This window comes from Parendozoicomonas sp. 2304DJ65-17 (assembly GCF_058148445.1).
This window is the reverse complement of sequence record NZ_JBYVJV010000001.1, coordinates 963,285-988,989: the sequence shown is the minus strand read 5'-3', so window position 1 is coordinate 988,989 and position 25,705 is coordinate 963,285. Positions and strand designations below refer to the sequence as shown.

Annotated in this window: 26 protein-coding genes; 12 read left to right on the top strand and 14 right to left on the bottom strand. The window is 47.7% G+C overall.

Annotated elements, in window-relative coordinates; genetic code table 11:
- Position 1 precedes the first annotated feature (1 nt).
- Positions 2 to 976, top strand: coding sequence for an ABC transporter permease (locus ACY2RR_RS04480; protein ID WP_490106946.1), 975 nt, complete (start codon positions 2 to 4; stop codon positions 974 to 976).
- 67 nt (positions 977 to 1,043) lie between these two features.
- Here the strand turns inward: ACY2RR_RS04480 and tenA are convergent, their stop codons facing one another.
- Together tenA and thiD are read right to left on the bottom strand one after the other, a co-directional pair.
- Positions 1,044 to 1,703 carry a thiaminase II gene (gene tenA, locus ACY2RR_RS04475; RefSeq protein ID WP_490106945.1) on the bottom strand — a complete coding sequence of 220 codons (660 nt, stop codon included), beginning with the start codon at positions 1,701 to 1,703 and terminating at the stop codon, positions 1,044 to 1,046.
- Complete coding sequence (thiD, locus tag ACY2RR_RS04470; protein WP_490106944.1) at positions 1,700 to 2,518, bottom strand: bifunctional hydroxymethylpyrimidine kinase/phosphomethylpyrimidine kinase; 819 nt, start codon at positions 2,516 to 2,518, stop codon at positions 1,700 to 1,702. The genes tenA and thiD overlap by 4 nt, the downstream gene beginning before the upstream one ends.
- Before the next feature lie 119 nt (positions 2,519 to 2,637).
- Between thiD and nfsA the strand changes: the two genes are divergently transcribed.
- The 3 genes from nfsA to ACY2RR_RS04455 are packed head-to-tail and all read left to right on the top strand — an operon-like array spanning position 2,638 to position 5,444.
- Positions 2,638 to 3,375: an oxygen-insensitive NADPH nitroreductase gene (gene nfsA / locus ACY2RR_RS04465; protein ID WP_490106943.1), complete on the top strand. Its 738-nt coding sequence runs from the start codon at positions 2,638 to 2,640 to the stop codon at positions 3,373 to 3,375.
- Between the two features lie 49 nt (positions 3,376 to 3,424).
- Positions 3,425 to 4,126 (top strand): hypothetical protein, encoded by a 702-nt coding sequence (locus ACY2RR_RS04460; protein ID WP_490106942.1) that lies wholly within the window; start codon positions 3,425 to 3,427, stop codon positions 4,124 to 4,126.
- Complete coding sequence (locus tag ACY2RR_RS04455) at positions 4,089 to 5,444, top strand: hypothetical protein (RefSeq protein ID WP_490106941.1); 1,356 nt, start codon at positions 4,089 to 4,091, stop codon at positions 5,442 to 5,444. The genes ACY2RR_RS04460 and ACY2RR_RS04455 overlap by 38 nt, the downstream gene beginning before the upstream one ends.
- A gap of 344 nt (positions 5,445 to 5,788) precedes the next feature.
- Here the strand turns inward: ACY2RR_RS04455 and ACY2RR_RS04450 are convergent, their stop codons facing one another.
- A complete protein-coding gene (locus ACY2RR_RS04450; RefSeq protein WP_490106940.1) occupies positions 5,789 to 7,105 on the bottom strand; it encodes a dicarboxylate/amino acid:cation symporter in 1,317 nt (438 codons plus the stop codon).
- Positions 7,106 to 7,195: 90 nt separating this feature from the next.
- Between ACY2RR_RS04450 and ACY2RR_RS04445 the strand changes: the two genes are divergently transcribed.
- The 4 genes from ACY2RR_RS04445 (at position 7,196) to ACY2RR_RS04430 (ending at position 10,448) form a co-directional block, all read left to right on the top strand.
- Positions 7,196 to 7,942 (top strand): MBL fold metallo-hydrolase, encoded by a 747-nt coding sequence (locus ACY2RR_RS04445; protein ID WP_490106939.1) that lies wholly within the window; start codon positions 7,196 to 7,198, stop codon positions 7,940 to 7,942.
- On the top strand, positions 7,935 to 8,717 hold the full coding sequence (locus ACY2RR_RS04440) for an inositol monophosphatase family protein (RefSeq protein ID WP_490106938.1): 783 nt from the start codon (positions 7,935 to 7,937) through the stop codon (positions 8,715 to 8,717). Before ACY2RR_RS04445 ends, ACY2RR_RS04440 begins: the two co-directional genes overlap by 8 nt.
- A 137-nt stretch (positions 8,718 to 8,854) precedes the next feature.
- Positions 8,855 to 9,610 carry a substrate-binding periplasmic protein gene (locus ACY2RR_RS04435; RefSeq protein WP_490106937.1) on the top strand — a complete coding sequence of 252 codons (756 nt, stop codon included), beginning with the start codon at positions 8,855 to 8,857 and terminating at the stop codon, positions 9,608 to 9,610.
- A gap of 64 nt (positions 9,611 to 9,674) precedes the next feature.
- A complete protein-coding gene (locus tag ACY2RR_RS04430) occupies positions 9,675 to 10,448 on the top strand; it encodes a crotonase/enoyl-CoA hydratase family protein (RefSeq protein ID WP_490106936.1) in 774 nt (257 codons plus the stop codon).
- A 19-nt stretch (positions 10,449 to 10,467) separates the two neighbouring features.
- Here ACY2RR_RS04430 and ACY2RR_RS04425 read toward each other — a convergent pair whose 3' ends face one another.
- Complete coding sequence (locus ACY2RR_RS04425) at positions 10,468 to 11,019, bottom strand: pilin (RefSeq protein ID WP_490106935.1); 552 nt, start codon at positions 11,017 to 11,019, stop codon at positions 10,468 to 10,470.
- A 346-nt stretch (positions 11,020 to 11,365) separates the two neighbouring features.
- Between ACY2RR_RS04425 and ACY2RR_RS04420 the strand changes: the two genes are divergently transcribed.
- Positions 11,366 to 11,764 carry a hypothetical protein gene (locus tag ACY2RR_RS04420; RefSeq protein ID WP_490106934.1) on the top strand — a complete coding sequence of 133 codons (399 nt, stop codon included), beginning with the start codon at positions 11,366 to 11,368 and terminating at the stop codon, positions 11,762 to 11,764.
- A 283-nt stretch (positions 11,765 to 12,047) separates the two neighbouring features.
- Here ACY2RR_RS04420 and ACY2RR_RS04415 read toward each other — a convergent pair whose 3' ends face one another.
- Positions 12,048 to 12,581, bottom strand: coding sequence for a dihydrofolate reductase family protein (locus ACY2RR_RS04415; RefSeq protein WP_490106933.1), 534 nt, complete (start codon positions 12,579 to 12,581; stop codon positions 12,048 to 12,050).
- Between the two features lie 128 nt (positions 12,582 to 12,709).
- Here ACY2RR_RS04415 and ACY2RR_RS04410 point away from each other — a divergent pair, with 128 nt between their 5' ends.
- A complete protein-coding gene (locus ACY2RR_RS04410) occupies positions 12,710 to 13,252 on the top strand; it encodes a TetR/AcrR family transcriptional regulator (protein WP_490106932.1) in 543 nt (180 codons plus the stop codon).
- 50 nt (positions 13,253 to 13,302) lie between these two features.
- Here ACY2RR_RS04410 and ACY2RR_RS04405 read toward each other — a convergent pair whose 3' ends face one another.
- The 3 genes from ACY2RR_RS04405 to ACY2RR_RS04395 form a co-directional block, all read right to left on the bottom strand.
- Complete coding sequence (locus ACY2RR_RS04405) at positions 13,303 to 14,340, bottom strand: OmpA family protein (protein WP_490106931.1); 1,038 nt, start codon at positions 14,338 to 14,340, stop codon at positions 13,303 to 13,305.
- Positions 14,341 to 14,490: 150 nt separating this feature from the next.
- A complete protein-coding gene (locus ACY2RR_RS04400; RefSeq protein WP_490106930.1) occupies positions 14,491 to 15,345 on the bottom strand; it encodes an N-acetylmuramoyl-L-alanine amidase in 855 nt (284 codons plus the stop codon).
- A gap of 88 nt (positions 15,346 to 15,433) precedes the next feature.
- Positions 15,434 to 16,327 (bottom strand): LysR family transcriptional regulator, encoded by an 894-nt coding sequence (locus ACY2RR_RS04395; RefSeq protein WP_490106929.1) that lies wholly within the window; start codon positions 16,325 to 16,327, stop codon positions 15,434 to 15,436.
- Between the two features lie 98 nt (positions 16,328 to 16,425).
- On the opposite strand from ACY2RR_RS04395, the gene ACY2RR_RS04390 reads away from it, so the two are divergent.
- Together ACY2RR_RS04390 and ACY2RR_RS04385 are read left to right on the top strand one after the other, a co-directional pair.
- Complete coding sequence (locus ACY2RR_RS04390; protein WP_490106928.1) at positions 16,426 to 16,806, top strand: YybH family protein; 381 nt, start codon at positions 16,426 to 16,428, stop codon at positions 16,804 to 16,806.
- A 155-nt stretch (positions 16,807 to 16,961) separates the two neighbouring features.
- Complete coding sequence (locus tag ACY2RR_RS04385) at positions 16,962 to 18,737, top strand: hypothetical protein (protein WP_490106927.1); 1,776 nt, start codon at positions 16,962 to 16,964, stop codon at positions 18,735 to 18,737.
- 10 nt (positions 18,738 to 18,747) lie between these two features.
- Here ACY2RR_RS04385 and ACY2RR_RS04380 read toward each other — a convergent pair whose 3' ends face one another.
- From ACY2RR_RS04380 to ACY2RR_RS04355, 6 genes are read right to left on the bottom strand one after another with little or no spacing between them, the layout of a single operon-like run.
- Entirely contained in the window at positions 18,748 to 20,091 is a 1,344-nt protein-coding gene (locus tag ACY2RR_RS04380) for a DUF58 domain-containing protein (protein WP_490106926.1), read from the bottom strand.
- Entirely contained in the window at positions 20,088 to 21,071 is a 984-nt protein-coding gene (locus ACY2RR_RS04375; protein ID WP_490106925.1) for an AAA family ATPase, read from the bottom strand. Before ACY2RR_RS04375 ends, ACY2RR_RS04380 begins: the two co-directional genes overlap by 4 nt.
- Entirely contained in the window at positions 21,068 to 22,423 is a 1,356-nt protein-coding gene (locus ACY2RR_RS04370; protein ID WP_490106924.1) for a DUF4350 domain-containing protein, read from the bottom strand. The genes ACY2RR_RS04375 and ACY2RR_RS04370 overlap by 4 nt, the downstream gene beginning before the upstream one ends.
- Entirely contained in the window at positions 22,420 to 24,003 is a 1,584-nt protein-coding gene (locus ACY2RR_RS04365) for a DUF4129 domain-containing protein (RefSeq protein ID WP_490106923.1), read from the bottom strand. Before ACY2RR_RS04365 ends, ACY2RR_RS04370 begins: the two co-directional genes overlap by 4 nt.
- On the bottom strand, positions 24,000 to 24,995 hold the full coding sequence (locus ACY2RR_RS04360) for a stage II sporulation protein M (protein ID WP_490106922.1): 996 nt from the start codon (positions 24,993 to 24,995) through the stop codon (positions 24,000 to 24,002). Before ACY2RR_RS04360 ends, ACY2RR_RS04365 begins: the two co-directional genes overlap by 4 nt.
- Positions 24,992 to 25,696 carry an RDD family protein gene (locus ACY2RR_RS04355; RefSeq protein ID WP_490106921.1) on the bottom strand — a complete coding sequence of 235 codons (705 nt, stop codon included), beginning with the start codon at positions 25,694 to 25,696 and terminating at the stop codon, positions 24,992 to 24,994. Before ACY2RR_RS04355 ends, ACY2RR_RS04360 begins: the two co-directional genes overlap by 4 nt.
- Between the last annotated feature and the right edge of the window lie 9 nt (positions 25,697 to 25,705).

The window sequence follows — 25,705 nt, the reverse complement described above, 5'->3', positions numbered from 1 at the left end:
AATGGATATGTTTGATCAGCTTTTCTCCCTGCTGGGAGCCTCTATCCGCATGGCAACACCGCTTATTTTTGCGGCCATGGCGGGCATTTATTCTGAGCGTTCTGGCGTTGTCGATATCGGCCTTGAAGGCAAAATGCTGTTTGGTGCTTTTGCGGCAGCCGTCGTGAGTTTTGAAACTGGCAATCCATTCTTTGGATTACTGGGAGGCATTGCTGTCTGTATTTTACTGTCGATTATGCATGGTTTTGCATCAGTGAAGATGCGTGGGGATCAGGTAATTTCCGGTTTGGCGGTAAACTTCTTGGCTTCCGGTTTAACGGTTACTCTGGGACACGCTTGGTATAGTCAGGGCGGTTTGACCCCAGCTCTTACGAATGCGCAGCGCTTTACAGGTATTACTTTGCCTGGGGCCGAGTGGTTGGGGGAAAATATTCCGGTTATCGGACCATTCTATGAACAGGTAATTTCCGGGCACAACATTCTGGTTTATATCGCCTTTGGTGTTGTGGCGTTGACTTACTGGACACTGTTCAGCACTCGCTTTGGCCTGCGCCTGCGTGCAACAGGTGAAGAACCCAATGCTGTAGACAGTGCTGGTATCTCTGTGGCGTGGGTACGTTACCGTGCGGTTATTATTGCCGGTGTGCTGTGTGGTTTTGCCGGTACTTATCTGTCTATTGCCCAGAATGCGGCGTTCCAGCGGGAGATGACTTCCGGTCGCGGCTATATTGCTCTGGCAGCCGTTATTTTTGGTAAATGGCATCCTCGTGGAGCTTTAGCGGCCTGCTTATTGTTTGGTTTCCTGCAGGCTATGGAAACCCGCATGCAGAATGTGGAGATTCCAATGGTTGGTGAACTGCCTAGCCAGTTGTTCTCTGCTATTCCTTACATAATTACTGTCGTTTTGCTGGCAGGGTTTATAGGGAAGGCTATTGCACCTAAGGCTGTGGGTGTGCCTTATGTGAAGGAGAGATAATCTCTCTGCATATACTCCAAAAAAACGGCAGGGTAATTCTTTTACCCTGCCGTTTTTTATTCCGGTATCAGGTTTCGTAACCTTGTTCCCAGAATGCAATTTCCATACGGGTGGCATCACGGAACAGCTTTTTCACCCGCTTTGCCATCTGACTTTCGGGAGAGATTTCAGCCAGCAGCTCATCCAGCTGGTTTACGGTATCAACGACGGATGCCTGATACTCTTCACCACTGTATGTTTCAATCCATTCCCTGTAGGGGTTACCTTCAAGCACTGTGTCTTCATGGTTGGCTAGCCACTTACCAATAACTCCATAACCGATAGAACAGGGAGCCAAGGCTGCATAAAGATCTGTCAGAGAGCCGGATTGGCCGGCATCCAGCACAAGGCGGGTATAGGCAACAGTGCCAGTCGCTTCAGGGATTGCCTGCATATCCTCCTCAGTCAGCCCCCAGTTTTTGCAGTATTCCACATGCAAACGGGATTCGTGACCAATCAAACCCTGCAGAGCTTCCATGGGTTTTTGCATGGCAGCAAAGTTATCGCTTTTATACACCGCCAGAGCATAGGCCCGGGCAAAGTGAATCAGGAAAAGGTAATCCTGTTGCAGGTAGTGCCGGAATGCGGCCTCTGGCAGAGTGCCATTGCCCAGTTCTCTTACAAAGCGATGCTTTGTGTATTCTTCCCAGTCGCTTTCACAGCTGTTAATCAAGTCAGAAACTTTCACGGACTTTCATTCTCCCAGTAGGCATGAAAATGATGAACTGGACCATGGCCGTTGCCGATAGAGAGATCATCAGCTTTGGCGATAGCCTGTGCGATGTAATCTTTTGCCTGCTTCACAGCTTCGGTAAGTTCAATACCACGGGCAAGCAGTGCAGTAATAGCAGACGACAGAGTACAACCGGTACCGTGAGTGTTTTCTGTTGGGAAGCGTGGAGATGACAGACGGTGCAGAGTTTTGCCATCGTGGAACAGGTCAACGCTTTCTTCGCCACCCAGGTGGCCACCTTTGATAAGAACTGAACGGCTTCCCAGCGCCAGCAGTGGTTCAACCATGTCTTCCATTTCTTCAATGGTTTCCGGGATACTGGTGTTCAGCAGCACGGCAGCTTCCGGCAGATTGGGTGTAATCACTGTTGCCATGGGAATGAGGCACTCTTTCAGAGTGTTAATGGCATCATCCTGAAGTAGTTTGTCTCCACTGGTAGCAACCATTACCGGGTCAACAACAAGCAGTTCTACATTATTTTCTTTTAAACCTTCAGCAACGGCACGAATCATGGGCTCCTGGCTCAGCATGCCAATTTTTACGGCATTAACCGGAATGTCTGAGAATACAGAATCCATCTGGGAGCGGATAAATTCCGGAGTAACATCGAAAATGCCCTGCACACCGATAGTGTTCTGGGCTGTGAGGGCGGTGATGACTGAACAGCCATAGGCGCCAAGTGCGGAGAAGGCTTTAAGATCGGCCTGGATTCCAGCGCCGCCACCACTATCGGAACCGGCAATTGTGAGAGCAATAGGGGTATGATTCATTGTGTACCGTTACGCCGTGTTCTACAGCGACTGTTAATGAATTTTGTGGGAAAGCAGGATTCTAACCCATGCATGCATTGTATCTGTATAGTTATGGATATAAATGGGAGGGGGGAGCTATGTCCGATTCTGTTATCGAATTATTAAAATCACACCGTTCCATTCGAAAATTTACCGATCAACCGGTAGATGAAGATCAGGTCAGGGAATTGATCAGGGCCGGTCAGAGTGCTGCTACCTCCAGTAATTTGCAGGGAGTCAGTGTTATCCGGGTAAGAAATCCGGATACCCGGGCCAGTATTGCCGAGCTTGCCGGGGGGCAGAGCTACGTGGAATCAGCAGCCGTGTTTTTCATGTTTTGCGCCGACCTGAACCGTTCCGGTTACTGTTGCGAAACCCAGGGCGGCAAGCTGGCTGACGGGATGACAGAGCACTTTATTATCGCCACCGTTGATGTCGCTCTGTTTGCCCAGAATGTTGCCGTTGCTGCAGAATCAGAAGGGTTGGGTATCTGTTATATCGGTGGAATTCGCAATAATCCTGCAAAAGCCAGTGAATTGCTGGAACTGCCAGAAAACGTTTATCCAGTATTTGGTATGTGTATTGGTTATCCCGACCAGAACCCCGATACCAAGCCTCGCCTGCCTGTGGATATGGTTTTGATGGAAGAAACCTGGCAGCCGGTACAACAGGATATGCTTGATGAATACGATGCCACGATGCGGGAATACTACAGAAAACGCAGTGGTGGGAAGCTGAACCGAACCTGGAGTGCCGATATGGAAGCTCTTCTGGGGAAGGAGTCCCGTCCTCATATGAAAGAGTTCCTCAGCAGCAAAGGCTTTAAGATGCGGTAGCCTAAACTGGGAAGAGTATGCATGGATGATGACTCTTCTCAGGTGACGTATGGACTCCGGATCACGCCCTCCCTTACAAAGGCGCCCATCCTACATAGTAAGAAAGTGGAAATCCCTCTCAGCAAAAATGGGAGGAGTTGTCAGGCAGGCTGGCAGGCCGGTTTCCCGTGCCAGCTCTCGATCTACTTTGGTTTCTAGAGACAGTAAAACCAGCTTCAAGGATTTACCCCTGCCTGAACGAATGTCATCCATCCATGAGGAGGATGAAACTGGATCGTTTATTAATGGTTCCCGGAACCCTCTTCGAAAAATTGCTAGCCAGCCTGAAACTAAAATGCCAAATCGTGACGTTGGGGGATCTTTTGAGAACCTAACTCTGCATTTGCCACCTCTTGTGGAGGAGAGTGAATTAAAAGATGTATCGGGCTCCCTCAGAAAAGAACTCTATAAACCCAGAAGGAAAAAAGGTTCGGCTCGCCTGGAAAAGCTTGTTCATCACTATATGGAAAAACACTATCCCGGAAGGTTTCCCCTGAGTTATGCACGAGCAGTGGTGCAGATAGCAGACTGTCGATGTGAGGCACAGAGAAAAACATTCCCAGACAGCTGCTTTATTGAGATTGGCCATGTTCTGGCCATGCTTGACGAAGGCTGCACAATTTGTGGGCTGGATGATTGCCTGGATACACCTCTCTCGGCTTTGCTGTTTTTGAGTGCAGTACGCAAGCAGGGTAACCCTTCTGAAGCCTAATGAGCTGGAGGTTCTTATTGATCATGAGGTGTACCACTCTGACAGTGATTTATTGGTTCGAGCCATTTCTCCAGAGAATTTATATCGATACCTGAATGAGGGAGAGGGACGCCTGGCTGCAGAAGCGGCGGACTATCTTGTTGAGCGCTCTCAAGCTGGTAAAGGCGCAGCTGAAGCACTTACTGGTGCACGGAAAGATCGGCATAAGTCACCCGCTAGCGAAGAGGGTTATCAGCGGTGCAAGGTCTTCTACGAGACTCTCAACAGGAAACTCAGGGAGAAATGGATTAAACAAGCTGAACCTTTAATACGTGCTATGCAGGAGACTTGCAGGGAAAGAGAAGCTGAAATGGAGTGGCTTGGGGAATCGTTTGCCAAACTTTTAGCTGCTCCTGAAAACTGTCATTTGAGTCGTCGGGAACTATGGAGATTGCAGAAAGCATTTGATGCTGTGCCAGATAACCTGGCATCAGAAGCATCTGCCCGTGCTCTTGTGAGCCGGGTTGTTCAGGCGCTGGCCGCACGTTATGCCATTTATACTTCAGAATCTGCAAGGGTTCCGAGTTCAGTGAATCAGGCAACTTGCAGATCTGTTCAGGCAGCGTATGAAGTTCCTCTGGGTTCAGTGCAGGAATACGGAGAGGCTGTCAGGTCATGTGATGACCTGTCTGCGATGTTTGTGCTTCGCCTTCGTCTTCTCGCTTTGTCAGATACGGGAAGCACTGTGCATACGGATATCTGGAAGCGAAGGTTTAAAGAACTGGTTTGTGAGTACTTTGCCGATGAGCGCATTAAAAATCATGCTGCGGGATCCGGAGAGAGTCTGAAAGCAGAGATACTTGAATGGGTTGAGCATTACATTCCTTCCGGTATGGCTAAGCCCCGGTCAAAGCATTACCCACTGGAAATTGAAGAGTTGCAAAATCTTGCTGGTCCTTATTCAAGGAAGGCTGCTGAGGATTTTTTACCATTTTGCCAGAAGATAAAGAAGAGAATGCTTATGGCTCCGAGTGTGCTTGGTTTTGCAGATAAAGAGGGGGAGTGGCAGGTAAAAGACCTTGAGGAATGGGCAAGTTCACTAACCCCATCATCTGTTAGCGGCGAGCTACCTGAAAGTATTTATGACGAGATTGCATGGCAGATGCTAACAGTCTGGAAAATGAGAAAGAAGGTGCAGGAGTTACCAGAGTGGTTAAGGAGGTATGGGCCTTCCCAGGAAGAGCTGACAAAAGGTGTGCAGCGAATGGTTACAAAATCTACTGATATGTGCCGAAGGCACTATGAGCCGGTATTTCTGCCGAAAGGGCGAATACAGTGAGCAGATAGACAACGCCCCGCATAAGCGGGGCATTTAAAGAAATACGTCTGTTATTATTCTTTTTATTAGTATTCTTCTTATTCGACTTGTCTTGTTTACAGGCTTTATTCTTGTTGGTGTTTTTCTTCTTATTTAGCCTGATGGAATGATTCTCTTAGTGGAACCTTGTTTCCCTCTTTTGCACTTATAATAGAGCAGGTACCGTGCCAGAAAATGAAATCCGTTGTGTACCAAGGGATAGCGCCGATACATACATTTTCTTCTATACACAGGTTGTTACATTTCCTGAAGTTATATACGTGAGTGTTACCTTGAGTGTTACCTTGTCGTGTAACGGGTAACACTTACGACTGCTCAGGTGTATCGGTGATGTGATGGAAGTCTATGGTTTCTTCCTGTTCTCCTGCGTGGTCATCGTCGAAGGTGGCCATATCGAACTCATTTTCACTCTTGGCAACAATGCAGGTAACCGCACAATCGCCGGTTACGTTTACAGCGGTTCTCACCATATCGAGTAAACGATCAACGCCCATAATTATGGCGATACCTTCCAGTGGCAGGCCAACCTGCTGCAGAACCATAGCCAGCATAATCAGGCCAACCCCTGGAACCCCGGCTGTACCAATAGAGGCCAGAGTTGCTGTAAGAATCACGGTGAGGTAATCACCCAACGTCAGGTCAATGCTGAACGCCTGGGCTATAAAAACGGTTGCGACTCCCTGCATCATCGCTGTGCCATCCATATTGATGGTGGCTCCTAGTGGGATGGTAAAAGATGCTACGCGATTGCTGGCTCCCAGCCGGCGGCTTACGGTTTCCATGGAAACAGGAATAGTGGCACTGCTTGAGGATGTGCTGAATGCAAACAGAAGGGCATCTTCCATCTTTCGCATAAAACGAATCGGGTTTAGTCCACCGAGGAAACGCAGCAAAATGAAGTAGGTGATACAAACATGCAGGACGAGAACCCCGAGCAGCAGGAAGAAGTACTTTATAAGATTAAATATTGCGTCAAATTCAATGGTAGTGAACAAACGTGCCATCAGGGCAAACACACCATAGGGAGCTAGGTTCATCAGCAGGGTGACTAATTTCATAATAACTTCATTAAGGCTGATGAAAATATCGGCGATGGGCTGGCCTTTTTTGCCCGATGCGGCAATGGATATACCGAATAGCAAAGCAAAAACAATAATCTGCAAGGCATTCCCTTTGGCCATAGCTGCGATGGGATTGCTGGGAAACAGATTGATCAGAACATTACTGAGAGGCGGAGCTTCCTGTGGGGTAAAACCAGCGGCACTTTCAAGGTTTGCACCAACGCCGGGCTCAACCAGAAGAGCGGCCGCTATGGCCATGCTTATGGCGACACATGTCGTGAGAATGTAAAGGGCAACAGTTTTCAGCCCCAGTCGGCCAAGGGTTGAAGCATCTTTCAGTGTGCAGGTGCCGCAGACAAGGGAAACAAAAATCAGCGGAACAACCAGCATTTTCAGGCAAGTGACGAAAATTTTGCCGAGAATAAGTAACAGGCCATCCGTTATATAGGTTGTGACAAACGGGCTTTCTGGAAATAACAAACGCAGTAAGAAGCCAACCAGAATACCGGTCACCATGCCGATAACAACTTTGGTTGTCAGGGAAAATTTGCCCTGGCCCATGACACCATCCTCAAAAAATAACCAAGGCAGTATAGGTGGTGGTTTGATAGATGATGCGTGTCAGGGACGGGAGTTAAAGAGGAATACTTAATGTTGGTCAGGGTTCTTGGGTGTGGAGAAGCTTCCGATCCATTTCATGCCAACTCATCTGTTGTGGTTGAACAGGATGGCTGGCGGCTGGTCATAGATCTTGGCTATTCCGCAGCCCAGCAGTTGTTTCGGTTTTATTCGGGAACCGATGATATTGATGCCATCTACTTCACACACGCCCATCTTGACCATTGCTTTGGCTTTGGTCCTTTACTGGTAAGGCTGGCTTTTCGTGGCCGCAGCAAGCCTTTGCAGGTGATCTGCAACAAAGACAGCCTCGAAAGACTGCAGGAACTGGTCAAAAGTGCATTCTGGGGAATGGGGGATGTCAGAATGTTCGAGCTGATCTGGCAAACCACAGATCAACTGCGCCAATCTGGCCCTTTTTCTCTCAGTTTTGCTCCGACGCGCCACAGTGTTACCAATCATGCGGTTCTGGTGGAAGGTGAACAGCAGCTGTTTTATAGCGGGGATGGCTATATTGGAGAGCAGGCTGGAAGTCTGCTTGCTGGGGCAGAAACCGCTTTTGTAGAAACATTTGCTGATGTCCAGGAGGCTGCAGGCTTATGGCATGGCCACTTGCCCCGCTCGCTGGAGCTGGCGAAGAAACACCCCGAAACACAGTTTTTTCTTTATCACGTTCGAGAAGATCTGCGTGAGGCCGTTAAATCTTATGTAGAGGGCATGTCTGGGGTTTTCGTGCCGGAAGGTGGAAACGTGATCAGAATCGGGACAAGCGATGGATAAAGAGATCAGAGAGCGTTTGCTGGGGGCTGAGCAGATAATTCGGGATGCTGGCGCTATGGCTGCCGACTTTTTTCGTCAGCGCAGCAGTCTGAACATCCAGTCTAAAGGTCTGCAGGATTTTGTTTCCGAGGCTGATCGGCAGGTTGAACTGTCTATCCGCAATGCACTCAATGAGTTATGGCCAGATGACCAGATTCTTGGCGAAGAGTTTGGCGGGCAGGATGAATCTCTCTATGAAGGCTTTACCTGGGTGATAGACCCCATCGATGGCACCAGCAATTTTATCCATGGTATCCCCGTCTACTGCGTGCTTCTGGCTTTGGTAAAGGATGGTGAAACTGTTATCGGTTTAACCTTCGACCCAGAGCACAACGAACTGTTCAGTGCCACAAAAGGTTTTGGCGCGAACTTAAACGGTGTTCCCTTAACTCAGGGCGTGGATAAAAAACCGGAAGAAGCCCTCTTTTCTATTGGCTCATCCATAAAACCAGAGCTGGAACAATTCTATGGTGTAGGTGCCGACATGCTGTCATCGGGAATTGATTTCCGGAGGGTGAACTGCGCCGGTATTGGTTTAGCCTGGACTGCGGCTGGCCGGTTTGATGGTTTCTTTGAGGCCAAAATCAGCAGCTGGGATGTTTTGCCGGGTGTGCTTCTGAATCAGGAGCTGGGTAACCAGACTCTGCCTATGGATAAAAGCTTCCTGCTGGAAGGCGGTGCCATGCTGGCCGCTATTCCAGGCTTGTATGATCTTCTTTTTGAGAAAACCCGTTAATCCGGGAACCGCATCAGATTTCTTTTAGGGTTGCGGAAAGTACGCATGACTGTGTTTGAGACTGCTGAGTAATATCTGCACATAAACTGCACTAATGACTCATCAATATCTCTAAAAAACACAGGTTGCGTTTCCTCATGCGTCTTTCTAAACAGTGTTTTTCCAAAGCCTGCACATCCATAGCGCTTGTCCTGAGCCTTGTCTCTTCTCCTGTCATGGCTGAAAAGTTTTCTTTGATGACGGAAAACTTCCCTCCGCTGAATATGAGTAGTACTGGAAAAAATATTGCCCGTAATGATCAGGTATCAGGTCTGGCAACAGATATCATTCGGCGGCTTCTGGAAAATACAGGCCACACTGCCGAGTTTCGAATGAAGCGCAGCTGGGATGTTGCTTTTAACAATGCTGCTGAAAAAAGTGGTTATGGTGTCTACTCAACGTTTAGAACGCCTGAGCGGGAGAACTTGTTTAAATGGGTCGGACCTTTGTACAGCGAGGACTGGGTTCTTCTTGCGAAAGGCGACAGCATTGAGAGCATAGGCAATCTTGATGATATAAAGCAGCGGTCAGTTGGTTCGTTTTCAAAAGATGCCATTACTGACTATCTGAAAGAGCAGGGGCTGACTCCAAAGCTTGCCAGTAATGATGCTGTGAACGTGGCAAGGCTTAAAAATGGCTCTATTGATCTCTGGGCTTCAAGTTCGCTGACTGGCCCTTATGTCGCCTCCAGTTTCCATCTTCCGGTAAAGAAAGTTCTAACGTTTAGTCAGAGTCAGCTTTGGTTGGCGATGAATAAGAATACAGACGACGCTGTGATTGCAGAAATGAACACAGAGCTTAAACGTATGCACGACCGAGGTGATATAGCTGTGGTTCTTTCCCGTTATCGCTAAGGTGGGTTGATCCTGCCTGATAACAGGTTACTTTATAAAAAATAATAAAATCGGGCAGGAATACATGAGCCGTTCCCCAGTTGCTATTGAAAAGTACGATCACATCACCGTGGTTCGTTTGAATCGCCCTGAAAGAAAAAACGCCATAGATCGCCCAACGGCTGAAGCATTACACAAAGCCTTCGAAGAGTTTGATGCGGACTCTACTGCCCGGGTGGCGGTGCTGACAGGGACTGATGATGTGTTCTGTTCTGGTGCCGATTTAAAGGCTGTTTCCAATCCTGAAACCAGAAACAATATTGACCCCGATGGTGCCGGGCCACTTGGCCCTACCCGTATGCAGTTATCCAAACCTGTTATTGCTGCCGTTGAAGGTTATGCCGTGGCTGGTGGGCTGGAGCTGGCATTGTGGTGCGATATACGGGTAGCCAGTTCCAATGCTGTGTTTGGTGTTTTCTGCCGCCGCTGGGGTGTGCCTTTGATTGATGGTGGCACTGTTCGCCTGCCAAGAATTATTGGTCAGGGGCGCGCTATGGATATGATTCTGACCGGTCGTCCTGTCAGTGCAGAAGAGGCAATGAATTGGGGGCTGGTCAATCGAGTTTCTGAAGAAGGAAAGGCTCTCAGTGAAGCTATGACACTGGCTCAACAGATTGCAGAGTTTCCTCAACAATGTATGAAGGCGGACAGGTTAAGTGCGCACAATCAATGGAACTGGCCTCTTGAACGTGCACTGAGAGAAGAGGGGCGTTCTGCCAGAGAAGTCCTGGAACAGGAAGGGTTGGCAGGAGCTATGCGTTTCAGTCGTGGGGCTGGTCGACATGGACAATTTGAATAGAGTTGCTGTAACGGCAAATTTACTCAAATAGCCCCTTATTACTGAGATCAATACCATTAATCATGATGTCGTCGCCACTGGAAGCCATGTAATTGTTGCGGCATGAGTCTGGCAAGTATTGAGGTGGCATTACATAGTTCTGATGGTAGCCGCAATACCACTGGATAGACCCCTCGTTCACGACAGGAATAAACAGTACTCTGGAACCTTCAGGCATATCAGTAGTGATGGCACTATCTGCCAGAAGAGCGACCAGTCGGAAAGCCTCGCTGCTGGATGCCGTAGGCTTGCAGAAAATATATTTAATAGCTCCATTCGCACCAACCATCTCATGCTTGCCATCACCGTTTTGAGCAAAGCTGGCACAGTAGTCGGTAATAGTATTCTGTGATGCATAATGTTCTGTCGCATCGCCAGCAAGCTTTTTCAAATGGGGCAGGACTTCACCCGCAATCATTGAACGGACGGTGTAGCTTTGGTATGCGGGGATAGCAATAGCTGCCAGTATTCCGATAATGGCAACAACTATCATCAGTTCAATCAGCGTGAAACCTGTTCGTTTCTTATGCATTGAGATATCCCTGTCTCTTACTCTCTGATCTATTAATATGTAGCCTAGATTTCACAACAGGGTAAGGGTTCACCTGATAATCAAAAAATCTGGGTGATATTCTTTTACTTGCTGAAGAGTATAAGCCCGCCCCTCCATTCTTTGTCACAGGTTTTCTTGTGGTTTCTAATACCACTCGGGCAGCATATGGGGTTATCTATTGCACTGGAAAGCTTGTACTTTGTAAGGCGATAATGTTGCTGAATTTCGTGATAATAAAAATTCCGGCCAAGGATATTAGAAACTCCAGGATATAGAGTTCTTCTGGCCTTAAAGTAAAAAGAAGTATAGGAAGGTAAAAGTACAAATGGATTTACTGAACCAGCTGACCCTGAGAAGAGTTTATCAGCACTGCAATAAACTTTATCCGAAAGAAGTCTGTGGTCTGATTTATAGCGATGGAACGGTTCATAGTGCTGAACACTCTCTGGATATGTGTGACCACTCTCTTTTAAAACGCAGCCTGAAAGAAACAAATCCATCCAGAGTCGTTTATTACTCCCACTCTGATCTGGGAGCCCACTTCAGTGAGAGCGACGCTCAACGTGTTCTTGAAAATGGAGAGCCCAAATACCCTGTCAGCTACTTGGTTGTGGACACGACCAGTCGGGTTTGCCGGGGGGCAAAGCTCTACTCTTTCAGTGAAGGGAATTATCGGTGTGTAGCTTCCTATGATCCGTTAGGAAAGCTGCTGAAAAGTGCTTAAAACTGTGTTGCTAAGTTTGTAAGTTCTAATCTTGCTATGAACCGGCAAGTTTCGTTCCCGATGCTTCTGTTTGGTTTCATTCCTTTCAATCTTAAGTGGAGCGCCAGCGCAAGTAAGAACGTCAGATATTTCTAATGGTGCAGGGCAATTTATCATCATGCAGGTTTGTGTTGTTATCTCTATCCTGCTGTTCTTCGAGATCTACGGTTTGACTGGCTAATCAACAGTCAGTTTTTTGAAAGCGGCTTGTAGTTCTACTGAAGCCGCTTTTTATGCGGCTGGTTTAGCGTTTGCGGTGATAATGACTCTGGACCAGTTGATCGATATGTACCTCTGTCTTTACATGTTCGAACCAAAGTGGTTCAGAGAGATCTCCAAATAGTGGTATACCTCCACCAAGCACAACGGGAATTCGAGTAACGATCAGTTCGTCGATCAGGTCTTTTGCCATCAAGCTTTGAATTGTTCTGCCTCCATCAATGTACAGATTTTTGAAACCCTGACTATTTATATGTTTCAGTGTTTCTTCTATGCTGCCATTAACAATCTCTACTCTTCCTTTCAGTTCTTCAGGTACTTCTTTCAAGGTTGTGCTTAAAACAAATACCGGTTTTTCATAGGGCCAGGGGATATCAAAGCTTCTGACAGTCTCATAAGTCGTTCTGCCCATGAGTAGTGCATCGATACTGCTAACAAAATTCTTATAGCCGCTGTCTACATTATTTGGATTGGGTACTTCGTGAAGCCAGTCAATATTGTTGTTTACATCAGCAATATATCCATCAAGGCTGGTTGCAATAAATACGGTGTTGCTCATAAGAAAACCTGTCGTAAGTCCAAGCCCGGTTCCGGTATTCTGGGCGAATCGTAAAACCATAATCTAAGCATTAATTCTACGATGTAGAATTAATGCTTAGATTAGGAGTTCGTAAATTGAGTGTCAATGTGAAAAAACGAGGCCGCCCTTCGCTAAACAGAAGGCAGCTGACAGCAGAAAAAATATTAACTTCAGCTAAAGAGCTGTTACGGGAAGAAGGTAAGGTTCCCAGTACTCGCAAACTGGCAACAGAACTGGGGGTTGATCCAATGGCGATCTATCACTACTTCGCCAACAAAGCTGAGCTGTTGAAAGCAATAACGTGCTCTCTGATGAATGAGCTGGTTTTTCCCGATGGAGAACAGGACTGGCGTGTAGAAGTAAGTAATGTTTGCCTGAGTTATCTGAAACTGCTATCGAGTTATGAAGGACTACTGCAAACTATGTTATCCATGTCCTGCGAAGGACCTGCACAGTTATTCAGTGATCGTTTGAAGGCTGCTCTTGCCCCTTTAGATCTTGAGGAAGAAACGTTCAGCACAACAGTAAATTTGCTGGCTGATTATTTGCATGGTGTCGCTTTCGCCCATGAATGTAATAAAGAAGCTCCTTTGGGGGAACATATTCAGACCCAGCTTGAGCTTGTGTTTAGAGGACTGGAGAGTGAATGATCGGGCTTAAATGCGAAAGGCGGTGCAGTTTACACCGCCTTTTTTATCACTTAGCGAATAACAGCCAAAACCCTACGGTTCTGCTGGCGACCTTCATCAGTTGCGTTAGAAGTAGCAGGCTTTTCTTCACCGTAACCAACAGCTTCAACCCGGTTGGCTTCAATGTTGTACTGCTCAATCAAAATTTTACGCACAGCATCGGCACGCTTCTGGGAAAGCTGCTTGTTATAAACGGCTGACCCCTTGCTGTCTGTATGACCTTCAACAACAATTTTTACATCGTTGTTCCGCTGCAGGTACTTACCCATTTTTTCAACACGGTCCAGGGCTGAGCTGCGAACGTTGTCGGAATCAAAGTCAAACTCAACCAGCAGATCAATCGCTTCCTGCTCAACACAGCCAGAAGCATTGACTACAGCACCGGCAGCAGAGTTCGGGCAGAGGTCGCTGGCATCAACAACGCCATCCCGGTCACCATCCTGAACAACAGGCTTTGCTGGCTCTGCAATTTGTGCAGGTTCAATCGGTGCTTCAGCGACAGGTTTGCTAACAGAACCGAATGTCCAGGTCAGGGCAACATTCATCATGCCCTCAGTCTGGTTGTAATCCAGGCTGCGCACAGCTCGCAGGTCACCACGCAATGAGAGATTAGGCGTGAGGTAGGTGCGTAAACCGGCACCGGCATTCATTCGTGTGTCATCGCGGTTATCAGCATGTTCCAGTTTTTCCTGGAATTCACCAATGCCAGCAACAATGTAAGGTGTAAGACCATTGCCAAGGGGAGCAAAATCATAGAAACCATCAAGGCGATAGTTTTTCAGGCGGGCATCGTTGCTGTTGCCTCTCTGATCTGTTTTGAACTCAGAGTACAGCAGCTCAACACTCAGTTGGCTGTTGTAACGATATCCGACACCAATCTCCGGAGAGAAGGCATTGTCCAAGGAACGTTCACTGTCGAAATCGGTGTAAGCACCACCGGCAGTAATAGAGAATCCCTGGTCGACAGTTTCACTGGCAAAGGTTGAAGTACTGATAATGGCAGCTACGGCAGCCGCCAATGCTGAATGAGCAACGTGGCGAATGTTCATTGTTCCCCCTGAACAGGTTTTATTGTCCGTTGTTTTTGTGTTTGGCGTGGTGAGGATAAAGGATAGGAGATGTGCGATAAAGGTGATTTGTCAGATGAGTTTATTAATTATTCGCCATACCGGTCAGACGAGGACAACTTCAAAGCTTTATTAATACTTTTCCACCAAAGCAAATAAAACAGCTACAGTCATCAAATCAGCATCGCCATTGACTCTCCATGGCAGGAAGTGGGTTTGAAAAGCTATAATTACTTCTTCTGTCTGCTTGTCTTCTTCTCCTGTTATTTCTATGGGATAACCATAATCCATTAAAGCTTCCTGAATATCAGTAACGGATGGAGGGTTAAGCGCAAATTGGTGCCAATAGTTAGTGGCTGTCTCCGTATTGTACCAGGCTCCAATTCCTTGTTGATAAAGCTGGTGCCAGGGGAAGCGAGGGCCAGGGTCACTCTTTCTTGATGGAGCAATATCAGAGTGACCAACGATATTTTTAGGCTTAATTCCCGGATACTGTTTTTGTAATCGCTTAATCAGATCAACCAGCAATTGAATCTGTTCAGGATCGTAATCCGGGTAAAAACATAGCTGCTGGGAATATTCAGGATGATTTGTGATATCCCTGGTAAGAAGCTCGCCAGAATGGCGATGACATTCTGGTTCATTAATTAACTCTATGCCGATAGACAGGTCATTAAGGTTATCCTGCCCCGCCCAATGGCTAACCCCGGCATGCCAGGCTCTATAGGATTCATCGACAAGCTGAAAAACTCTGAGGTCATCATAGGGGTAAGTTTCATCGTGACTTTCAGGGATAAGGTAATGGGAGCTGACCCGTTGGCCATAAACTAAGTGATCTACTGACTCCTGATAATTTCCGGCTGTGAAATGTAGAACGATATATTTCACCCGGCTGTTGTAGTTCTGGCTGGGCAGGTATTGAACAGGGAATGAAGAACAGGCTGCCAGCAGAGCAACCAGAACAAATAAAAAAGTGCGGTGAAGCAATGCTTTCATCCTTAAAAGCAAAGGTAATCTTTTCAGCTTATCAGGGCTTTATGAAAGTTCCTGTTCGGCGGCCCTGGAAGATGCCAAGCTAACTCACTGGGCAACTTTCCAGAAAAGCACAGACTGCTGGTGGAGGCTGGCTTCCGTAAGTATGCAGTGCATAAACCGGGTTTTCAGGCAGTTTCCAGTGCCGCAGAACATCGACCAGTTCAGAGTCATCATCAACGAGAAAGTCAGGCAGCAGCGCCAGACCGGCTCCAGCCTTAGCAAGGCTTTTAGCTATGTAAACGTTGCTTGCAAATCGAGTGGCATGGAACTCAAGCTGAATAGAGTGCTCCTGAGCAGTGGCTGCTATGGCTATGTTTTCGCTCTGCCAGCCATTGGCAATAAATGGCAGTCTTGAGAGGGATCTTTGTTGGCAGTTCTCTGCGATAAAACTCTCAAGAGATAGAGCGTGTTTTTTAACAAAATCACTGCTGGCACACAGAACATCACGAAAGTTTGCTACTCGCTTTTGTATCAAACTACTGGAAGGCAACTTGCCTACACGAATGGCTATATCCGTTTCAGTTCCCAGAATATCCACACGTTTATCGTCTGCACTCAGTGTAGGTTCAATATCTGGGTGTTTATCCAGCAACCTGTTAATACAGGGAATGACAAGGTTGTCCATCAGCGCATGAGGAGCGCTGATTCTTAAAGGCCCGGAAGGATTTTCCTCTGTTTGTCTGGTGACTTGCCAGGCTTTTTCAGCCTCAGCACACATCAGTTGTGCATGGCTATAAAACTCCTGACCAGTGCGTGTGAGTTGCTGTCGGCGGGTTGTTCTGTGCAGCAGGCGCGTACCGGCTTTCTGTTCAAGCGCTTTGAGGTGTTCGCTAACAACAGAACGTGACAGTGACAGCTTTTGAGCTGCGTTGCTTAACGAGCCGCTATCAACAATCTCACAGAAAATAGCCATGTGGCGCAGGTGGTCGTGCATATTGTTCGGCAGAGTCGAAAAGTGATTTCTGGTTAGTCCGGTTTATAACACATATATGCTGAGCTACATTGTTTTTTAATCAAATTAAGGATTGTGTGATGTCTTCAGAAGCAACAGCAAACAACGTTCTTGCCGCAGTTAACAAGGCCAGTGCCGCCTGGAAAAACGCATTTAATACCGGCAATGCTGCAGGCTGTGCAGCGCAATATGAGGCTGATGCTGTGATGCATGCCCGCCCGTTTGGCACCTTTACCGGAACTGAGCAGATACAGGCCTTCTGGCAGCAACTGATTGATGATGGTTTTAAAGACGTTGAATATATTGAACCTTCCATTGAAGTTGTAAGCGATGACAGTGCAGTGCTGAAATCTGGCTGGAAGATGAACAAAGCCGGCGGTGTGATTCACAACGAGCTATGGGTTTTGCAGGAAGATGGAACAGCAAAGCTTCGGGAAGATGATTTCGAAGCACTAAGCTGATTGTTTTATGTGGCATAGGCCTCGTCTTCTGATGAGGTGCTATGCTTGCCGCACCACCAATATCCACTTGTCAGAAGTCCTAACAAAATCCTTCCTTTTCGTTATCGCCATACCGTTTCTCAGAACTTCACATCGCTCTCCGGCGTCTCACTGCTATGGGGTTTTTAACATGGTTGGTGGGTATGGTTTTTTCTTCTTGTTCTGTATCTATAAAAACAGTCTGCTGTATTGTTGTACTTGGCGTTCTCTCCTCAATTCCAGCAGCGGCTCATGACGAAACCTGCGGTGACTCAGATGTCTGCTTTGAAACTCACCAGATTGATGATTACAGCCTTGAGTATGGTGAAGTTATTCATGGTCACCTGAGTCCGACATATCTCTCTGAGAATTCAAATGTTGTTGTGCGGTTTTCGGAGTATGTGCACAAATTAAAGTCAGAAAACTGCTCTCATTGGAGTCCTGTTCATCCTGAAGGAAAGCTCTTTAATTCGCAGGAGTTAAGGGAAAAAATAAAGAATAAGTCGTTTGGATATCAACCAAACCTCCGGATGGTATTTTGTTATCCGCAGGATGCGGATTCTGATATGCAGCATTCCGTCAATCTTCAGGATATGGCCCAGTATGCAAATTATCTTCATAAAATCCGCTTACCCCTGAGTCTTGCAGGAGCGACCAATCCCGAAGCCAGGCATCATTGGATAGTTGCCCAGAATTCACGTGCAGGCTGCCAGTCTCGTTTACCTGCGGCTTTGTTAAATAAGTTTGATCAGTTTCAAGACCCAGTAACTATTTTCCCATTACTAGTAGAGTTAGGGCGTGGTTTGCGAGCCCTTTCTGCTTCTGTTGCTCCTGAACTGGAGTTACATAAACCTTCTATTTTTTTAGAGCATCAGCAGGTTTTCATTACTGATGCTGCATCTCGCCTTATGCATCTGGAGCGTCAAAGCTCCCGTTCATTTATTCATTGGAATGATAATGATGCATTGCCTCAATCGACCATCAGGCCGCTGTTTATTCCAGTTTCTTTTAATGTGCCTACAGGCGTTCAGGTGTCATATTGGACTGGAGGTGATGTCAGCCTTCATAGGGGAGAGCTCAGTTTTCTCGATGACACTTTAACAACTCAATGGGAAACAGCTTTCGAGCTGCTGTCCTTTGTTATTCTCAAGTCTTTGGGAGAAACTGTTGAAAAGAGGGCACCCTATTTTCTGGGATATATCCCACCAGAGAAAGCTATTGTTCATGCAAGGTCTTCAGGATTTTATGACCTGGCCCTCCTCTCTGGAGGACTGTCTCATGGTACAGCATCACATATTATTCAGCTGGCACGACTTAAACAATTGGGGCTCGGTAGAAGTCAGCTGAAGTTTATTGATTCCGCATGTTGGAATTCGGCCTTGGAATCAATACTTGTGCATAACTGGTCACTGGCTTTCGGTGTGCGTACGAAAGTGGGATTCAGTAATGAAGTTGATCACAGTGTCGTATTTCACGATCTGCCGATTGTCAGTGCTCCTGCAGGTATACAGCATATCCTGACACAAAAGCTTTTATCCCGATTAATTCGTGCTGTTGATCGTGATGCTTCAGATAAAGAGAAAGAGTATTTCCGAAAGAATTGGTTACAGGCTAAAGGAAGCTTAAGGCAAATAGCTGATGGTGTAGAGGCGTTGGAAAATACCGTTTTAGCTGAACAGCTGCATAGCTGGCGTCTCATCCTGAAATATACAGAGGACGTGTTTTTGCCGGGAAGTATGCATGGTAGCCAGCAGTACTTCGATGAAAACATGGTGCCTCAAGCTGCTAAGGAAGAAGCTATCGATCGCTATAAGGCTCGGGGGTATCGGGTAGAAAAAGTTGAAGGCTCATACATTCTCCACCCTCCCGAGTTTGATGAAAGCTGGCAGTCTGCCTGGCAGCATCTTCAATAAACTCGAGAGTTTAGAATCGGCCGCTGGATTTCAGCTGCAGGTATTGCGTTACCATATCTACATGCAGTGTTTCCGGTAGGGCATCCACAACCAGCACTCCAGAGTTTCGAAGCTCGCTGAGTAGTCGCTTACGTTCATCCAGGTAATGTTGTGTACCTGCGTAGTGCAGAGCCTGTTCAAATCCTTCAACGGGCTGCTTTACCATTTGATCCAGAACCTGCTCCCGCAGGCTGGCCACCATCACAATATGTTTTCCGGCAAGTAGTCGGGTGGCGGCGCGCAAATCTTCCCGATCTTCTTCCCGAATATTAGTGACCAGAACAACAAGTGCCCGCTTTCTGTGATGAGCAATTAATTGCTCTGCAGCTTCAACAAAGTCACTGTTAGTGGTTGTACTGTGCAGGTCATAGGTTTGCTGGAGAATGCGATTAACGGTGATCTGACCTTTGGCAGGAGCCAGCCAGCGTTGTTCCTGCTGTGTGCCATTGGCAAAACTCTGGAATCCCACGGCATCGCCCTGTCTCAGGGCAATCCATGAAGTGAGCAACATGGCATTAAGGGCATGGTCAAAGTGGCTTAAGCCTTCATCTCTGGCTCGCATACGACGACCGCAGTCCATTAAGAAAATAATGTCCTGATCCCGTTCGAACTGGTATTCCTTGGATATTAGCTTTTGCAGGCGGGAACTGGCTTTCCAGTCTACCTGTCGGAGTACATCCCCTTGACGAAATTCCCGCAGCTGGTGGAAATCCATACCGGAGCCACGTTGCTGAAGCTGGTGAGCGCCAAGACGGTTGATCTGTTGATCAAGGCTTAACGTTTCAGCATTAAAGATAGGTGCAAAGTTTGGATAAACCCGAGCTTTGGATGATTCTCCCAACAGTAACCGGAAGTCCCAGAATCCTGACTTTGAACGAATTCGCATATCTACAAGTCCGGACTCTAACTGTCCGCGCCGGGTGGCTTTTAACTGGTAACGAATCTCTGCTGTATTACCTGCCGGAATCTCCAAGTCTACCGGCATCTTGGTCATCTCTATATCTTCCGGCCAGTGATCAGTCACTGTCGCTTTAACCGGAAAATCGAGAGGATTAGTAATAGTAATTTCAACAGGCTGATGAATACCTACCGCAAGAGTAGAGGGTAGTTTTCGGGATGCGGTGATGGCTTTAAATTTTGCTCCCCGATAAACGTCGATAAAGGCAAAACCTGCCACAGCAATACCCACCATCCACCAAAGGCTGGAAAGGCTTTCTGCCGTATCAACCTGATCCAGATACCGCAATACTGCCAGCGGCACAGCCAGTGCCAGCCATGCGGCAATAAGTTGTAAAAACTTACGGGATGGTCTCATAGTCTGGGTGCTTCAACCTGCTCCAGAAGATCAGCCAGCAGCGCATCAGTATCAACGCCTTCAATTTCCATATCCACAGAACGCGCAACCCGATGACGCATAACCGGAATTGCCATCGCTTTCACATCGTCGGGGAGAACAAAGTCTGCACCGCGAAGCACTGCGTAAGCTCGTGCTGTATTGATTAAAGCTATACAGGCGCGGGTTCCTGCGCCACGGGCAAAAACAACACTTTCCCTTGTGGCTCGCACCAAGCGCACAGCATAAGCAACCACCTGATCATCCACCGGCATAGTGGCGACGATTTGCTGTAACTGCTCAATTTGTTGGGCATTGAAAACAGCTGAGTTATTTGTATTTTCCGGTGTGTCTTTGCTGCAGCCGGAAATAATCTTGGTCAGAAGGGCTTCATTATCCTGAGAAGGGTAATCAATAAAGACTTTCAGCAGGAAACGATCCAGCTCTGCTTCCGGCAGAGGGTAAGTGCCTTCGTGCTCAATCGGGTTTTGGGTAGCCATAACCATAAATGGTTGAGGAACTTTGTGGGATGTTCCTTCGATGGAAACCTGATGCTCCTGCATAACTTCCAAAAGAGCGGCCTGGGTTTTGGCGGGAGCACGGTTTATCTCATCAGCCAGCAAAAGGTTGGTGAAAACCGGACCTTTGCGAATCTGGAAGGCACCTTTGTTCATATCGTACAAGGTGTGACCAGTAATATCAGCAGGCATAAGATCTGGCGTGAACTGAACCCGGCGGAAGTTTCCGGCAATGGTTTCAGCCAAAGTGCGAACCAGCAACGTTTTACCAAGGCCGGGAACACCTTCTACCAGAACATGTCCGCCGGCGAGCAGGGCAATAAGAACCTGATCAACAACCTGGGGCTGGCCGATGACTGCGCTGTTAATGCGATCGCGAAGTTGCTGGAGTAAGGGAAGCAGCTCGTCTTTATTACTATCCCTGTTTTCAAAACTGTCAGTCATAAAAGTGATTCCCTGATTTTCTGCAGAACCCGCACATGAAGTACGAACTCTGATTCGTTATTTGGGGTGTTCGCTGCCATGGCGGCAGCTATCTGTTCCATGTCGTTTGTTTCAGTGGCTCCACAGTGATTGGCGAGCCATTCCATTTGTTGGCTTGTATCCAGATTCTGCCACCCTGGGCGTAACTGCTGGCACCGTAACTCTATCGTTTTCTGCAATGGAGCAAGCAATGCTTCGGTTTGTTTATTACGCCACAGATAATCGGTACAGGCGCGAATATGCTCGGCAATGGCTCTGCGTTTAGTGGTTGAGGTTTCTCGAATGGCACCAAAGCGTCGGCCCCGATAAATCAGCCAGAACAGCAGGAAAACAGAAAAGGCAAAGACAGTTTCTGGTGCAAACTTCCAGATAACAGCTGACAGCGCTGGCATGCTGGCGCCGTAGACAACCGCAAAATTACCGGAAGGTGATAGTTTCCATAACAGCCAGGCATGGTCGTGTTTATCAATCTTGGCGGATTGCCAGATATCTGGGCTGGTCAGGAAAGTGACATGACCATCACCTTCCGCAAACTCCATATATTGAATGCCTGCCTCATTGCCGGCCCAGTAGTCGGGAATATGAGAGCGAGGGTTTTCGTCGATATAGTTTTGCTCGTCTTTCTCATCAATATACAACCAGGGGTGATCCAGCTGTTGATACCGACTCATATGAATTTCTACAGGTTCGTCCATGCCTGAGAATTCCAGCTGCACAAACTCTCTCTCTTTGGCGGATTCCCAGCTATTCAGACGGTTCTGTTCTGCCCATTGTTCAAAAGTCTGCTTATTGTTTTTGTCAGAACTGTCCTTTTGTCTGTTGAACTCGCGCATTAGCTCGGCAAGAGATTGCAGTTCGTTAGAGTTCTCTTCTTCGGTTTCTTCTGGCTCTATCACGGAGGCGCCAAAATGCTGCAACAGTTCGTGGGTGCGTCCATCAAGGGAGTTGGGCAGGCCAACGATCAGGTGCCCCCCAGATTGTGCCCACTCCAGCAATTGATCAACACGTCTTTGGCTGATGACCAGTTCGATATCTGTTATCAGAATGGTGCCGGGCTTATTTTGATCTTGAAGATCAGGCACCAGCTCTTCCATTCGTTCATAGCTTTCAACGCCGTAACCCAATTGTTCAAGGTATCGCTGTGCTGCCAGCCATGGGTTGATTCTGGCTTCCAGACTCCAGCCGGTATCAATGCTTTCTTCATACTGCTCGTAGCGATCGAGAAACAACCAGATACCAAAGCCAATAACCAGCACACCAATAATGGCGAGCGGTAAAGCAACAGGAAGTACTGAATGTTTGTTCTGGCTCATGCTGGGAACACCTCCTGCCAATTCGCGCAGAGATGTTCAAAGGCTTTCTGGTTGGGTTGTCTGTGCCCGTAAGCGGTCCACTGCCATTGCTCTGTAAGGTTCAGTACAAAGTTATTCAGACGCTCTGAAACCTGGCCTGTATTCTGCCCCTCATGAACAAGATCAGCGCACTCACGCTCGGTATGGCCGGGATGGAATTCAAACTCATAACGATGGATCAACTCAGATAATGTGGCCCGGTACAGCAGGCCAAGAGCTGCTCGAAACTCTCCTTTATTCCAGAGTGCTGAAGCTTCCGCAGGAATATCATCGGGCAGGCTTTCCTGACGAACATCCAGGCCAAACATAATCTCAGGTGCGGCAACTTTGGGTTTGTTTGATCTGGAAAGATCCACAGATGTGAACAGGGCGCGAATTCCCTGACGGTAGTGATAAATCAGCCAGCCAACTGCGCCAATAACAGCAGCCCAAACCAGCAGTTCAAGGAATGACGCTATGGTGAATACACTTGAGCCACTACTGCTGCCACCTGCAGGGCCAAGAAGTTCGGCCAGCCAGTCAATAAAATTAATAAACCATTCCGGGAGTTTGTCGGAGAAAGAAGAATCTTCCTCAGGGTTTTCCTTCAGACGCCAGCCGGTTTTGGTTTCCATCACATGGAAATCTTCACCTTTGAGAACTTCGGTGATTTGTTCTTTAGCACTTTCCTGACTCAATTGGCTGAGAGGAACAGCCTCAGCGTATTGGGGAGTTGAGAACAGTAACAGGCTTGAAAGAACGCCTCCCAGAAATAACTGCGCTGCTTTGGAAGTAGGAGTTTTCTGTTTTCTGTTTTGCTGGCGTGAAACCATATCCCTGAAATGAATTTCTATATCCCAGGCTTCCAGCTCTATACGACGATTAATGTACAAAGCAAAACCGGCCATGGTGTAAAAGGGCGCGATTAGAGCCGAAGCCATAAGCGTGACAAAATTGTCGATAATATCGGCAAAGACAGATTCACTTTCTGCAATTGTCTGCAGATTGAAATCGACCGTTTCAGGAACAAGTATCAGGATCAGGGCATAGAAGCCAAAAGTCAGTGAGACTTCCATAACAAGGCAGACAATTGTTATCCAGAAGGAGCTGCTACCGGAGCGTTGAGTCAGCAGGCCAACCCTGCGAGAACGAGGTTCACCTTTTAATCCTTCAAGCCCTGTTACCGGCATAACAAAACTGCGGGCCGGGCTTAAACGACGCCAGGTTAACCATGCAAACCAGTCTGGTTTAAGAAAACTCCAGGAACCCTTAATAGAATCGTCTACGGAAAGGGTGTCGCCAAAGAGCGCGCGACTGCCATAAAGAAGAAGTGATGAATCCCACAGGGGTTTTAGCCACCAGACAATTACAGTTGGAACCCAGAGCGGCCAATCAAAGATATGAAAGACTAAGGTAAGAATCGCCAGCAATGTGGCAGCAGGAATCACCCAGCTCAGAAACAGGTTTTTGTACCAGCTGCGAGCCAGAGTGAAACCAAGATCAACAGCTTCCCATCGTGTTCGCAGGCGGGGATTGATGCGAATTTGGCCAAGATCCATCATGATCTAAGCCTCCGCCTGCCAACTTTTCTTGCAGCTAGCGTACACCAGCCCAGAACCAGTACCCATAACAGGGCACCAACACTGTACTTCACAGAAACAGGCAATGTGGAACTGGAAGACCAGAAAGCTTCAAGGAATGCTGCGATTAACAGCATCAGGGTAGAACCGTAAATAATACGAATAGCGTCGTTTGCTGCCAGCCGCAGGGCAGTGAGCCGACGATAGGAACCTGGAGCCAGCAGGGCAAACCCCATCTTCAAACCCGCTGCGCCACTGAACACGATTGCCGTTAATTCAAAACTGCCGTGACCAACTACGAAGGGATAGAACGTTTCTTCAAAACCAATGCGGGTGATATGGCCAAACACTGCACCAATATTCAGCCCGTTGAAGACCATAAAGAAGATTGAGCCCAAGCCAAAGGCAATGCCGCTGGCAAAGGTCCGGAAGCTGATACCGATATTGTTTTGGATGTAATAACCGAACATTGCCAAATCAGTATCAGACTGTCGCTCACGGCCAAAAGCACTGTTGGCTGGATCGTACATAGCTTCGAATTGACGCACCTGTACCGGCTCCATCATGGTGTAGATCATGGAGTCGTTGGTCAGGCAGGCAACAAACATAAACAGGCCGGGAAGCAGAAACAGTGCGGCGGATATGTAGATATAACGCCTGTTGTCGTACAAAGCCTGAGGGAAATCCTGAACCAGAAAACGAAGCCCCTGATAACGGAATCGGGAACTGTTGCTGTACAAGGTGTTATGCATCACCAGAACCAGGCGGTTCAGGCGATCAACAAGGTGTGGGCTATAGCTGCGGTGTTTGGCTTGAGCCAGGTGGTGACAAACTTCCCGGTACAAAGGAGCGAAGCGGCTTTTATCAAACTTCGGCTTGTCGTCGTTTTTACCTTTGGATGCATTCTCTCCAAACTCAGCTTCCAGCAGTTCCCAGGTGGCAACGTGGTTTTTTTCGAAGGTTTGCTGCTTCATTTCCCTGAACCTCCCAATAACCAGACACCAAGGCTGTGTAACTTGGATACAGCTTTCTCATCCGTGTCTTTTAACAGTGGCTCGAGAATATTGGCCAGCTCCTGCTGGCGGGGAGTGCTTAATTGTTCGTGACGGCGGGTGAAGTCGATGATTGCCGTCTGGTCATTGCTGTTCAGCGGAATCGTTGGAGCTGTTGGATATACTTTTGGCAGCTGTTCTGTGTTCTGTTTTGGTGGAACATGAATGACCAGTGTTCCAGCTGCCAAATCTCCCAAACGGCGAAACTGTCTGGTGGTTAACATGCTCACCAAACCTGCCATATAGAAAAACGGTAGAAAATCTGCAGTGCGTAGAAGATTACGAATAAAAGATGTGCCGGGCATAACAGGTGTCAGGTCATCATTTACTACTGCAATGCCGTACTGGCGTTTGCCGGGAGTCTGGCCCTGCCGGAACACCTCGAAAACAACCGGATAAAACCATTCCAGCAAAAAGGCGCAGATCATCAATAGGCCCTGGCCAGCATATCCCAACAGGCCAAGGGCGATAGAAAGCACCAGCATAATGACGCCCCGTATCAGGAGGTCGGTTATATAGGCCAGTGCCCGTGGTACCGGGCCTGCAACTTCGGCATGGAGATCGATACCTTCCGGAGTTTCAACTTTCCAGGTGGTATCGATCTGTTGGTGAGGTACTGCCATGAACCTGCT